We start from the raw sequence: 12530 nt of genomic DNA, 5'->3' as shown, positions 1-12530 counted from the left end.
AGGAGGACCCCCGTTGAACCCGTCGTCCCCGCCCCGCAGGCAGCGGATCCCCGTCATCGTCCTGGCGGGGTTCCTGGGATCCGGCAAGACGACGCTGCTCAACCACCTCCTGCGCCACCGTGCGGGGAACAGGATCGGCGTGATCGTCAACGATTTCGGCTCCATCGAGATCGACGCCATGACGGTCTCGGGGCAGGTCGGCTCGACCGTCTCGCTGGGCAACGGATGCCTGTGCTGCGCCGTCGACGCGAGTGAACTCGACACCTTCCTGGAGACGCTGACCCGGCCGGCCGCCCGCCTCGATGTGATCGTCATCGAGGCGAGTGGACTCGCCGAACCCCAGGAGCTCGTACGGATGCTGCTGGCCAGCGACAATCCGCACATCGTGTACGGGGGACTGGTCGAGGTCGTCGACGCCGCCGAGTTCGACGCCACCCGGGAGCGTCATCCCGAGACCGACCGCCATCTCGGTGTCGCCGATCTCGTCGTGCTGAACAAGACCGACCGCATCGACGACGAGGAACACAGCCGCATCCGGAAGGCCGTCGCGGCAACCGGCAGCGGGGCGGCCGTCATCTCCGCCACGTACGGGCGCATCGACCCGGAGCTGCTCTTCGATCCGGCGCTGCGGCCCGACGGCGACGAACGGATGCGCCAGCTCACCTTCGAGGACCTCCTGCTGGAGGAGGGGGCGGAGGAGGGCGCCGAGGCGCACGGGGGCCATCTGCACGCGGCGTACGAGAGTGTCTCCTTCACCTCCGACGTGCCCATGGACCCCCGTCGGCTGATGGACTTCCTCGACTCCCGGCCCGAGGGCCTCTACCGGATCAAGGGGTTCGTCGACTTCGGTGCGGGCGACCGCGGCAACACATACGCGGTGCATGCGGTCGGCCGGTTCCTGCGGTTCGTCCCGCGGCCCTGGAAGCGCGACGAACCCCGCCTGACCCAGCTGGTGCTGATCGGCTCCGGCATCGGCCCGGACACCCTGCACAAGGAGCTGGCCGGCTGCCGAGAGAACGCCGTAGCACGACAGGAAGCCTCGTCGGCGCCGGACACGACGCAGGACGCCGCACATGAGCAGAGCATGTGGGGCGTCCTGCGTTACGTACAACAGCCGACCGACTGAGACCGGCCGGCCGAGGCGGGTCGGCTAGACCGGTCCGGCGATCACCGCGACCGGCTTGGCCAGCGGCGTACCCGAACCGTCGCGGCGCGGATCCGGCTCCGGCAGCTCGGTCGGCGTGCCGTTCTTCTGCGCCGCCCGCGCAGGCGTCGCGCCCGCCCAGGCGAACACCAGGACGTCCTCGCCCTTGAGGAACCGCTGACAGCGCACCCCGCCGGTCGCCCGGCCCTTGCGCGGATACTGGTCGAACGGCGTGAGCTTCGCCGTGAGCACCGAGTCGTCCAGCGTGCCGTGCGAGCCCGCCACCGTGAACACCATCGCGTCCGCCGCCGGGTCCACCGCACTGAACGAGAGAACCTCGGAGTCGGCCGCCAGCTTCACCCCCGCCATGCCTCCGGCGGGCCGGCCCTGCGGCCGCACCTGGGCCGCCGGGTAACGCAGCAGCTGTGCGTCTGACGTGATGAAGACGAGGTCCTCCTCGCCCGTACGCAGTTCGGCGGCGCCGACGATCCGGTCACCGTCCTTGAGGGTGATGACCTCCAGCTCGTCCTTGTTGGCCGGGTAGTCCGGCACCACGCGCTTGACAACACCCTGCAGGGTGCCGATGGCCAGGCCGGGGGAGGACTCGTCGAGCGTGGTGAGGCAGATGACGTCCTCACCTGTCTCCAGCGTGAGGAACTCCGACACCTGCGCGCCGCCGGAAAGGTTGGGCGCCGCGTGCGTGTCGGGCAGCTGGGGCAGATCGATCACCGCGAGCCGCAGCAGACGCCCGGTGGACGTCACCACACCCACATCGCCGCGCGCCGTCGCAGGGACGGCCGACACGATCACGTCGTGCCTGGCCCGCTTGGCGCCCTCGTCGAACGCGATCGCGTCGCCCGTGGCCGTACGGGCCAGCAGACCGGTCGAGGACAGCAGCACGCGGCACGGGTCATCCGCGACCTCCAGCGGAACCGAGGCGACCTGCGAACCGGCCGACTCCAGCAGCACCGTCCGCCGGTCGGTGCCGAACTTCTTGGCGACCGCGGCCAGTTCCGTGGAGACCAGCTTGCGCAGCTCGGTGTCCGATTCGAGGATCGCGGTCAGCTCGTCGATCTCGGCCTTCAGCCGGTCCCGCTCGCTCTCCAGCTCGATCCGGTCGAACCGGGTCAACCGCCGCAGCGGGGTGTCCAGGATGTACTGCGTCTGGATCTCGCTCAGCGAGAAGTGCTCGATGAGCCGCTCCTTCGCCTGGGCCGAATTGTCGCTGGACCGGATGAGGCGGATGACCTCGTCGATGTCGATCAGCGCGACGAGGAGGCCCTCGACCAGGTGGAGCCGGTCGCGGCGCTTGGTCCGGCGGAACTCGCTGCGACGGCGTACCACGTCGAAGCGGTGGTCGAGATAGACCTCCAGGAGCTCCTTCAGGCCCAGCGTGAGCGGCTGTCCGTCGACCAGCGCCACGTTGTTGATGCCGAAGGACTCCTCCATCGGCGTCAGCTTGTAGAGCTGCTCCAGCACGGCCTCGGGTACGAAGCCGTTCTTGACCTCGATGACCAGACGCAGGCCGTGCTCGCGGTCGGTGAGGTCCTTGACGTCAGCGATGCCCTGGAGCTTCTTCGCCGAGACCAGATCCTTGATCTTGGCGATCACCTTCTCCGGGCCGACGGAGAACGGCAGTTCGGTGACGACCAGGCCCTTGCGGCGCGCGGTGACGTCCTCCACGGAGACGGTCGCACGGATCTTGAACGTGCCGCGGCCCGCCGCGTACGCGTCCTTGATGCCGCCGAGGCCCACGATCCGGCCGCCGGTCGGCAGGTCCGGGCCGGGAACGAACCGCATCAGGGTCTCCAGGTCCGCACCCGGATGCCTGATCAGATGGCGGGCGGCGGCGATGACCTCGCCCAGATTGTGCGGCGGCATATTGGTCGCCATGCCGACAGCGATCCCGGATGAGCCGTTGACCAGGAGGTTCGGATACGCGGCCGGGAGGGCGACCGGCTCCTGCTCCTGGCCGTCGTAGTTCGACTGGAAATCGACGGTGTCCTCGTCGATCGACTCCGTCATCAGCGATGTGGCGTCGGCCATCCGGCACTCGGTGTACCGCATGGCGGCGGGCGGGTCGTCGTTTCCGAGCGAGCCGAAGTTGCCGTGCCCGTCGACGAGAGGCAGCCGCATCGAGAACGGCTGCGCCATCCGCACGAGCGCGTCGTAGATGGACGCGTCGCCGTGCGGATGCAGCTTGCCCATGACCTCGCCGACGACCCGGGCACACTTCACATAGCCGCGGTCGGGGCGCAGCCCCATCTCGTTCATCTGGTACACGATGCGGCGGTGCACCGGCTTCAGGCCGTCGCGGGCGTCCGGCAGGGCCCGTGAGTAGATCACCGAGTACGCGTACTCGAGGAAGGAGCCCTGCATTTCGTCGACGACGTCGATGTCGAGGATCTTCTCCTCGAAGTCGTCCGGCGGCGGGGTCTTCGTACTGCGGCGGGGCATCGCTGCTGCGACTCCTTCACAGATCTGTTCGGGCAACCTCTGGTTCTGACGCGGACCATTGTGGACCGCGGCACTGACAACGCCGACCTCGACCCGTCCCAAGGGGCTGTCCGGCGCTCTTTCACGCGAACTTCCGCGGCACGGGAACTTCGCCAGGTGTCCGTCCGCTTGCTTACAGTGGCAGGTCTCGCAGGAAATTTAGTATCGCGATCGAAGGGACGTACATGCCCATGGGTCACACGGCCACAGCCCAGGCCGGCTCCGGCGGCTTGACAGCAACCGAGCACCGTCTGGCCAACGGCCTGCGCGTGGTGCTCTCCGAGGACCATCTGACCCCGGTCGCCGCGGTGTGCCTCTGGTACGACGTCGGTTCGCGCCACGAGGTCAAGGGGCGCACGGGTCTGGCTCACCTCTTCGAGCACCTGATGTTCCAGGGCTCCGGACAGGTCAAGGGGAACGGACACTTCGAGCTGGTGCAGGGGGCCGGCGGCTCCCTCAACGGCACCACGAGCTTCGAACGGACCAACTACTTCGAGACGATGCCCACGCACCAGCTGGAGCTCGCCCTGTGGCTCGAGGCCGACCGGATGGGCTCACTGCTCGCCGCGCTCGACGAGGAGTCCATGGAGAACCAGCGGGACGTCGTCAAGAACGAGCGCCGCCAGCGCTACGACAACGTCCCGTACGGCACGGCGTTCGAGAAGCTGACCGCCCTCGCCTACCCAGAGGGCCACCCGTACCACCACACGCCGATCGGCTCGATGGCCGACCTGGACGCTGCGACGCTCGAGGACGCGCGGACCTTCTTCCGTACGTACTACGCGCCCAACAACGCGGTTCTGTCCGTCGTCGGCGACATCGACCCGGAGCAGACGCTCGCCTGGATCGAGAAGTACTTCGGCTCCATCCCGTCCCACGACGGCAAGCAGCCGCCGCGCGACGGGACGCTCCCCGAGATCATCGGCGAGCAGCTGCGCGAAGAGGTCCGTGAGGAGGTTCCGGCGCGGGCGCTGATGGCTGCGTACCGGCTGCCGCACGACGGTACCCGGGAGTGCGACGCCGCAGACCTGGCGCTGACGGTCCTGGGTGGCGGCGAGTCCTCCCGGCTGCACAACCGCCTGGTCCGCCGCGACCGGACGGCCGTGGCGGCCGGATTCGGGCTGCTGCGGCTCGCCGGTGCGCCCTCGCTCGGCTGGCTGGACGTGAAGACGTCCGGTGGGGTCGAGGTGGCGCAGATCGAGACCGCGGTCGACGAGGAACTGGCCCGGTTCGCGGCCGACGGCCCGACGCCCGAGGAAATGGAGCGCGCCCAGGCGCAGTTGGAGCGCGAGTGGCTGGACCGGCTCGGCACGGTCGCGGGCCGCGCCGACGAACTGTGCCGGTACGCCGTGCTGTTCGGCGACCCGCAGCTCGCCCTGACCGCCGTCCAGCGGGTGCTGGACGTCACCGCGGAAGAGGTCCGGGCGGCTGCCCGGGCCCAGCTGCGGCCCGACAACCGGGCGGTGCTCGTCTACGAGCCGGTCGAGCCCAGCGGCGCGGCGGTCGCAGACGAGACGGACGCCGACACCGACGCGCACGAAGGGGCGGACAAGTGACCGACGCTGCCGCGACTGGAGTATCGATGGAGTATCACCCGCAGCCGACCCCCGGCACGGCCAGGCCCTGGGCCTTCCCCGCTCCCGAGCGAGGGGCCCTGCCCAACGGGCTCACGGTGCTGCGCTGCCACCGCCCCGGCCAGCAGGTCGTCGCGGTCGAAATCTTCCTCGACGCCCCGCTGGACGCCGAGCCCGAAGGCCTCGACGGCGTTGCCACGATCATGGCGCGGGCCCTGTCAGAGGGGACCGACAAGCACTCCGCGGAGGAGTTCGCAGCCGAGCTGGAGCGCTGCGGCGCCACGCTCGACGCGCACGCCGACCACCCCGGAGTCCGGGTGTCCCTGGAGGTCCCGGCCTCCCGGCTGGCCAAGGCACTCGGCCTGGTGGCCGAGGCACTGCGGGCACCCGCGTTCGCCGACAGCGAGATCGAGCGGCTGGTGAACAACCGGCTCGACGAGATCCCGCACGAGCAGGCCAACCCGGCCCGCCGCGCCGCCAAGCAGCTCTCCAAGGAGCTCTTCCCGGCCACGGCCCGCATGTCGCGCCCCCGCCAGGGCACCGAGGAGACGGTGGAGCGGATCGACTCCGCGGCCGTCCGCGCCTTCTTCGAGGCCCATGTCCGGCCGTCCACCGCGACCGTCGTGGTCGTCGGTGACCTCACCGGCATCGACCTGGACGCGCTGCTCGCCGACACCGTGGGCGACTGGGCCGGAAACACCGCGGAGCCCCGCCCCGCCCCGCCGATCACCGCCGACGACACCGGCCGGGTGGTCATCGTCGACCGTCCGGGCGCCGTGCAGACGCAGCTGCTGATCGGCCGGATCGGCGCCGACCGGCACGACAGCGTCTGGCCGGCCCAGGTCCTCGGCACGTACTGCCTGGGCGGCACGCTCACCTCCCGGCTGGACCGGGTGCTGCGCGAGGAGAAGGGCTACACCTACGGCGTGCGGGCTTTCGCGCAGGTCCTGCGGTCGTCGGCGCCCGGCTCCGCCTCCGGGGCGACGGGCGCCGCGATGCTCGCCATCAGCGGTTCGGTGGACACGGAGTCCACCGGACCGGCGCTGGACGACCTGTGGACGGTCCTGCGGACGCTGGCGGCCGAGGGCCTGACCGACGCCGAGCGCGAGACGGCGGTGCAGAACCTCGTGGGTGTCGCCCCGCTGAAGTTCGAGACGGCGGCCTCCGTGGCGGGCACGCTCGCCGACCAGCTCGAGCAGCACCTGCCGGACGACTACCAGGCGCAGCTGTACGCGCGCCTCGCGGAGACGGGAACGGTCGAGGCGACCGCGGCGGTGGTCAGCGCCTTCCCGGTGGACCGGCTGGTCACGATCCTCGTCGGCGACGCCTCGCAGATCGAGGAGCCGGTCCGGGCGCTGGGTATCGGAGAGGTGTCGGTCGTCACCGGCTGATCAGCCGAACGCTCCTGTACCGGGACGAATGCGGACCCCGGCGAGTCACTTCTCGCCGGGGTCTTCCCTTTTGTCTGATTTATCAGGTCGAGAGTCTGTATGTCCTGTGGTGTGCGCTACAAAACGGCCTGTCCGTTTGGTGAATGAAAGTGCCCCCGCTTAGCGTCGGCTCAGCTGTCCGTCACTCGAATGCTGCATCCGCGGCGCCGGGCAGCGATCGCCGAGTCCCCGTCAGGCGCGAGCCTGGGGAGCCGGGGACCCACGCAGTCCCTGGGGTGAATCGGATGCCTGCGGCCCTCTTGTGGGGCCGGGACCTCCGTAGGAGACCTTCCTGCTCCGAACCCGTCAGCTAACCCGGTAGGCGAGAAGGAAGGAAAGGATCAACCCTTCATGGCGTTCACCCGCCCCACCGGGAAGCATCGTGCCCCGAGCCGCCTGACGCGCAGGAGCGCGCAGGTCGCCGGCGTCGCGGCTCTGGCCACCACCGGCGTCATCGGTGGCCTGGCTTCCCCGGCCCTCGCCGCCGAGGCCAAGGTCCCCTCCGTCAGCGAGACCGGTCTGAACCAGATCATCGCCATCGAAGGCGCCCTCGCCGACCAGGTGGCCGCCCAGGCCGACGTGCAGCAGCACCTGGCCGATGCCGCCGCCAAGGCGAAGGCCGAAGCCGCGAAGGCCAAGGCCGCGGCCAAGGTCAAGGCCGAAGCAGTGGCCAAGGCCAAGGCCAAGGCCGACGCCCGTGTCAAGGCGGCCCGCGAGGCGAAGGCCCGCGCCGCCCGTTCTGCCGAGCGCACCCGTCTCGGCGCCTTCCAGCTCCCGGTCGCCGGTTCATACGTCACCACCGGCTACAAGTCCAGCGGTTCCCTCTGGTCCTCCGGCCGTCACTCGGGCATCGACTTCCACGCCGCCTCCGGCAGCTCCGTCGTCGCCGTCGGCGCCGGCACGGTCGTCGAGGCCGGCTGGGGTGGCGCGTACGGCAACAACATCGTGCTCCGGATGACGGACGGCACGTACACCCAGTACGGCCACCTCTCCTCGATCGGCGTCTCGGTCGGCCAGAGCGTCGGTGCGGGCCAGCGGATCGGCTTCTCCGGCTCGACCGGCAACTCCACCGGACCGCACCTTCACTTCGAGGCCCGGACCACGCCGTCGTACGGCTCCGACATGGACCCCGTCGCGTACCTGCGCGCCCACGGCGTCAACGTCTGACCGACGACACGTCCGCACTGTCCCGAAGGCCCCGGCTTCCCGCCGGGGCCTTCGGCGTATCCCGCCGTCCTCCTCGCGGGACGGACCTGCCGAACGAGCCCGGGCAGGCTCGTCGAACGAGCCGGGGCGGGCTTGTCGAACGGAGTCCGAACAAAAAGATATTCATGGATTTCGACCCGGCATCGGAAATGCAGCCGCATTGCAATAGAGTCACAGAACAGGCGTCGGCCGGCCGCGTTTCGCGGGGATTAAGGCGGAGGTTCGGACATGCGCATTCCGGCGCATTCGGTATGCACGGCGATCCGTGACGACATCGTCTCGGGTGTCTTCGAACGCGGCAGCAGACTCACCGAGGAGCTCCTCGCACGCCGTTACGGGGTCTCCCGTGTCCCGGTGCGGGAAGCGCTGCGGACCCTGGAGTCCGAGGGCTTCGTGGTCACCCGCCGGCATGCCGGTGCCTGTGTCGCCGAGCCCACCGCGCAGGAGGCCGCCGACCTGCTGGAGGTCCGGATGCTGCTGGAGCCGCTGGGTGCGGCCCGCGCCGCGCAGCGCCGCACCGAGGCGCACCTCAAAGTCCTCCGTGGCCTGGTCAGGCTCGGCCAGGAGCGGGCCCGGCGGGGCGAGGGGGAGGATCTGCGGTCGCTGGGCGGCTGGTTCCACGAGACGCTCGCGCAGGCCTCCCGCAGCCCCGGTCTCATCGCGCTGCTCACCCAGCTACGGCACAAGATCGCCTGGATGTACGCGGTCGAGCAGCCGGCCCGCCCCGCCGATTCCTGGGCCGAGCACGGAGCCATCGTGGACGCCGTGGCCCGTGGGGACGCGGAACGCGCCAGGGCGCTGGCCGCGCAGCACGCCGAGCGGACCACGGCCGCCCACCGGTTGCGGTGCGCGGACCGCATGCCGGGCCGGGAGGCCGTCCCGCCCGCTCCCGGCCGGGTGAGGACTTCGCAACATGTCGTAAACACCGCGAGCGGCCGTCATTAACACGTGCGCCGTATACAAGAGATGTAATTCTGCGGCGCTTTCTTCAGGCTGCCCGAATACCGCACGAATCCCTCGCGAAAACGCTGGGGGTGGCCCCGGTGGATCGGCATGGAGAAACGGTGCGGAAAACAAAAACAAAAGAGCCGCGGCCCCCGTCAGGGGTGCCGCGGCTCCGCCGCAGAAAAGCAGCCGGCCGGAGTGTCCGGAATCAGACGGTCTCCGGGAGCTCGTCGAGCCCCTCGGCGACGAGCCTCGCCAGCCGGTCGAGCGCGGCCTCCGCGTCGTCCGCCTCGGACGCGAGCACGATCTCCTCGCCGCCCTGCGCGCCCAGGCCGAGCACCGCGAGCATGGAGGCGGCGTTCACCGGACTGCCGTCGGTCTTGGAGATCGTCACCGGGTAGCCGGACGCCGTGGCGGCACGGACGAAGATGGAAGCGGGGCGGGCGTGCAGGCCCTCGGCCCAACCGACATTGACGCGGCGCTCAGCCATGGTTCTGCCCTTCACGAATCAATGGTTGTCTAGACCAGTCTCTCATGTGGTGCGGGCTGCTCCGGCCGACCCGAGCGGACCGTTGCGGCCGGCCCGCGACCCGGTGCCGAAGCCCGTGCCGCACGGCCGATCGGCCCTCTCAGACTGCCCCGGCCCCGATCCGTACGCGACCGGTGACCGAGCCGTAGTCTTTGCCCATGCAGCCCTCTCCGGAGCAGAGTCCGCATCACGCGTACCCCGACCACTGGGAAGCGGACGTGGTGCTCCGTGACGGCGGCACGGCCCGGATCAGGCCCATCACCACGGACGATGCAGAGCGGCTGGTCAGCTTCTACGAGCAGGTATCGGACGAGTCGAAGTACTACAGGTTCTTCGCCCCCTATCCGCGGTTGTCGGCCAAGGACGTGCACCGCTTCACCCATCACGACTACGTCGACCGGGTGGGTCTGGCCGTCACGGTCGGCGGCGAGTTCATCGCGACCGTCCGCTACGACCGGATCGACGCATCCGGCAGGCCCGCCTCCGCCCCTGCCGACGAGGCCGAGGTCGCCTTCCTCGTCCAGGACGCCCACCAGGGCCGCGGCGTGGCATCGGCGCTGCTGGAACACATCGCTGCGGTGGCCCGCGAGCGCGGCATCCGGCGCTTCGCCGCCGAGGTGCTGCCCGCCAACAACAAGATGATCAAGGTGTTCCGGGACGCCGGTTACACCCAGCACCGCAGCTTCGAGGACGGCTCCGTCCACCTCACCCTCGAACTCGAACCGACCGCGGAGTCGCTGGCCGTGCAGCGCGCCCGTGAGCAGCGGGCGGAGTCGCGGTCGGTGCAGCGGCTGATCGCGCCGGGTTCCGTCGCGGTCATCGGCACGGGCCGCAATCCGGGCGGGGTGGGCCGCACGGTCCTGCGCAACCTCCTCGCGGCCGGGTTCACCGGTCGCACGTACGCCGTGAACAGCGCCTTCGGCGCCGACCAGACCACGATCGACGGCGTCCCCGCCCACCGCTCCATCGGAGAGATCAGGGAAACGGTCGACCTCGCGGTCGTCGCCGTACCTGCCGAACGGGTTCCGGAGGCCGTCGTCGACTGCGGAGAGCACGGTGTCCAGGGACTCGTCGTCCTCTCCGCCGGATACGCCGAGTGGGGCGCAGAAGGCAGGGAACGGCAGCGCGAACTGGTGCGCCAGGCCCGCTCGTACGGCATGCGCATCATCGGCCCGAACGCCTTCGGCCTCATCAACAACTCCGACGCCGTGCGGCTGAACGCCTCCCTCGCCCCCGAGCCACCCGCGTCCGGGCGCATCGGCCTGTTCACGCAGTCCGGTGCCATCGGCATCGCGCTGCTCTCCGGGCTCTACCGGCGCGGCGCGGGTCTGTCCACGTTCATCTCTGCGGGCAACCGCGCCGACATCTCGGGCAACGACTTCCTGCAGTACTGGTACGAGGACCCCGACACCGATGTCGCCCTGCTGTACCTCGAATCGCTCGGCAACCCGCGCAAGTTCACCCGCCTCGCCCGACGCACCGCGGCGGTGAAGCCGGTGGTCGTGGTGAAGGGCGCCCGGCACAGCGGCAGCACCCCGCCGGGCCATGCGGTGCCGGTCAGCCGGATCCCGGACGCGACGGTCTCCGCGCTCATGCGGCAGGCGGGCGTGATCCGCGTCGACACGGTGACGGAGATGGTCGACGCGGGCCTGCTCCTCGCCGACCAGCCCCTCCCGGCGGGACCGCGGGTCGCGATCATCGGCAACTCCGAGTCCCTCGGCCTTCTCACGTACGACGCCTGCCTCGCCGAGGGGCTGCGCCCGCGGCCGCCCCGCGACCTCACCACCGCGGCCACCCCGCAGGACTTCCGGGACGCGCTGGCCGAGGCGCTGGCTGACGCGGGCTGCGACGCGGTGATCGTGACGGCGATCCCGTGGGTGGGGGAGAACGGCCAGGCGGAATCTGGCGACGGCGAGGTTCTGGCGGCCGCCCTGCGTACCGCCGCGGCCACGGGGCCGGCCAAGCCGGTTGCCGTGGTCCATGTGGAGATCGGCGGCCTGGCCGAAGCGCTCGCGGCTGCCACGAGCACGGCCGCGGTGCCACGGGTGACGCGGTCCGCACCTGCTGCCCCGGGCGCTGCGGCCGGACCGGGTGCCGCGGGCTCTTCGGGCGGGCCGGTCACTCAGGCTTCCCCGGCCTCCTCCACCGCCGCTTCCTCCTCGACCGCCTCGGCCGGCCAGGAGCGGCCGACCGGCTCCGCCGACCCCGTCGGCCGCCACGCCCCGCAGCGGCCGGACACGGATGCCGGCCCTGCTCCCACCCCCGGCCGCATCCCCGCCTACCCCGCTGCCGAGCGCGCCGTGCGGGCTCTGGCCGAGGCGGTGAAGTATGCCCAGTGGCGACGGCAGGCCGCCGTGCCGGGGAAGGTGCCCGACTTTCTCGACGACACGATCGACGAGGCCGGAGCCGCGGCCCGTATCGACGCGCTCCTCGGACCCGACCCCGACCCCCGTGGCCGTCCGCTCGGTCACGACGAGGCGCGCGAACTGCTGGGGCGCTACGGCATCACCGTACGGCCGACGCTCCCGGCCCCCGACGCAGACGCCGCGGTCGCCGCCGCGGCGCGGCTCGGCTATCCGGTCGCGCTCAAGACCACCGCACCCCATCTGCGCCACCGCGCCGACCTCGGCGGCGTCCGGCTGGACCTCGCCGACGAAGACGCGCTGCGCCGGGCGTACGGCGAACTCACCGATCTGCTCGGCAAGCCCACCGAGCTTCAGCCCGTCGTCCAGTCCATGGCCCCGCGCGGTGTGGACACCGTCGTACGGGCCACGATCGATCCCGCGGCGGGCGCCGTCCTCTCCTTCGGACTGGCCGGTGCGCCCTCCGAGCTCCTCGGCGACACCGCCCACCGGCTCGTGCCCGCCACCGACCGCGACGCCGCCGAGCTGATCCGGTCCATCCGGGCGGCCCCGGTCCTCTTCGGCTGGCGCGGCTCGGCACCTGTCGACACCGCGGCGCTCGAAGAGCTTCTGCTGCGGGTGTCGCGGCTCGTCGACGACCATCCCGAGGTGGTTTCCGTCGCACTGGAGCCGGTCGTGGTCGCCACTCAGAGCCTGACCGTGCTCGGCGCGAGCGTCCGGCTCGCCCCGCCCCCCGCCCGGACCGACCTGGGTCCGCGCCGCCTCCCCAACTACTGAAACCACCGGTGAGCCGTCCCGCACCCTTTTCCACAGCGTCCCCGGCAGTCATCCGCCCCCCGTAGG

The 12530-nt window shown here is 70.9% G+C and carries 8 protein-coding genes and 1 riboswitch; of the genes, 6 read left to right on the top strand and 2 right to left on the bottom strand.

Annotated features, from left to right (window positions below; translation table 11 throughout):
• The first annotated feature begins 13 nt into the window (after nucleotides 1-13).
• Complete coding sequence (locus tag OG878_RS11175) at nucleotides 14-1126, top strand: CobW family GTP-binding protein (protein ID WP_328886640.1); 1113 nt, start codon at nucleotides 14-16, stop codon at nucleotides 1124-1126.
• A gap of 24 nt (nucleotides 1127-1150) precedes the next feature.
• Here the strand turns inward: OG878_RS11175 and OG878_RS11170 are convergent, their stop codons facing one another.
• On the bottom strand, nucleotides 1151-3601 hold the full coding sequence (locus OG878_RS11170) for a DNA gyrase/topoisomerase IV subunit A (protein WP_328886639.1): 2451 nt from the start codon (nucleotides 3599-3601) through the stop codon (nucleotides 1151-1153).
• Nucleotides 3602-3825: 224 nt separating this feature from the next.
• Here OG878_RS11170 and OG878_RS11165 point away from each other — a divergent pair, with 224 nt between their 5' ends.
• From OG878_RS11165 to OG878_RS11150, 4 genes are all read left to right on the top strand, one after another.
• Nucleotides 3826-5196: a M16 family metallopeptidase gene (locus OG878_RS11165; RefSeq protein ID WP_328886638.1), complete on the top strand. Its 1371-nt coding sequence runs from the start codon at nucleotides 3826-3828 to the stop codon at nucleotides 5194-5196.
• Nucleotides 5197-5222: 26 nt separating this feature from the next.
• On the top strand, nucleotides 5223-6605 hold the full coding sequence (locus tag OG878_RS11160) for a M16 family metallopeptidase (protein WP_328886637.1): 1383 nt from the start codon (nucleotides 5223-5225) through the stop codon (nucleotides 6603-6605).
• A 208-nt stretch (nucleotides 6606-6813) separates the two neighbouring features.
• Nucleotides 6814-6983: riboswitch (cyclic di-AMP (ydaO/yuaA leader) on the top strand.
• Nucleotides 6984-6995: 12 nt separating this feature from the next.
• Nucleotides 6996-7811 (top strand): M23 family metallopeptidase, encoded by an 816-nt coding sequence (locus OG878_RS11155; protein WP_328886636.1) that lies wholly within the window; start codon nucleotides 6996-6998, stop codon nucleotides 7809-7811.
• A gap of 267 nt (nucleotides 7812-8078) precedes the next feature.
• Nucleotides 8079-8795 carry a GntR family transcriptional regulator gene (locus OG878_RS11150; RefSeq protein ID WP_328886635.1) on the top strand — a complete coding sequence of 239 codons (717 nt, stop codon included), beginning with the start codon at nucleotides 8079-8081 and terminating at the stop codon, nucleotides 8793-8795.
• A 208-nt stretch (nucleotides 8796-9003) separates the two neighbouring features.
• Here the strand turns inward: OG878_RS11150 and OG878_RS11145 are convergent, their stop codons facing one another.
• Nucleotides 9004-9285 carry an HPr family phosphocarrier protein gene (locus OG878_RS11145; protein WP_328886634.1) on the bottom strand — a complete coding sequence of 94 codons (282 nt, stop codon included), beginning with the start codon at nucleotides 9283-9285 and terminating at the stop codon, nucleotides 9004-9006.
• Between the two features lie 197 nt (nucleotides 9286-9482).
• Here OG878_RS11145 and OG878_RS11140 point away from each other — a divergent pair, with 197 nt between their 5' ends.
• Nucleotides 9483-12464, top strand: coding sequence for a bifunctional acetate--CoA ligase family protein/GNAT family N-acetyltransferase (locus OG878_RS11140; RefSeq protein WP_328886633.1), 2982 nt, complete (start codon nucleotides 9483-9485; stop codon nucleotides 12462-12464).
• The last annotated feature ends 66 nt before the right edge of the window (nucleotides 12465-12530 follow it).

The sequence above is a fragment of the Streptomyces sp. NBC_00316 genome (genome assembly GCF_036158715.1).
Taxonomy (GTDB): domain Bacteria; phylum Actinomycetota; class Actinomycetes; order Streptomycetales; family Streptomycetaceae; genus Streptomyces.
This window is presented reverse-complemented; position numbering and strand designations above follow the sequence as displayed.

Excerpts from the sequence above, each read along its gene's own strand:
- OG878_RS11160 (WP_328886637.1), top strand. The coding sequence starts at position 5,223 with ATGGAGTATCACCCGCAGCCGACCCCCGGCACGGCCAGGCCCTGGGCC.
- OG878_RS11150 (WP_328886635.1), top strand. The coding sequence starts at position 8,079 with ATGCGCATTCCGGCGCATTCGGTATGCACGGCGATCCGTGACGACATC.
- OG878_RS11155 (WP_328886636.1), top strand. The coding sequence starts at position 6,996 with ATGGCGTTCACCCGCCCCACCGGGAAGCATCGTGCCCCGAGCCGCCTG.
- OG878_RS11145 (WP_328886634.1), bottom strand. The coding sequence starts at position 9,285 with ATGGCTGAGCGCCGCGTCAATGTCGGTTGGGCCGAGGGCCTGCACGCC.
- OG878_RS11170 (WP_328886639.1), bottom strand. The coding sequence starts at position 3,601 with ATGCCCCGCCGCAGTACGAAGACCCCGCCGCCGGACGACTTCGAGGAG.
- OG878_RS11140 (WP_328886633.1), top strand. The coding sequence starts at position 9,483 with ATGCAGCCCTCTCCGGAGCAGAGTCCGCATCACGCGTACCCCGACCAC.
- OG878_RS11165 (WP_328886638.1), top strand. The coding sequence starts at position 3,826 with ATGCCCATGGGTCACACGGCCACAGCCCAGGCCGGCTCCGGCGGCTTG.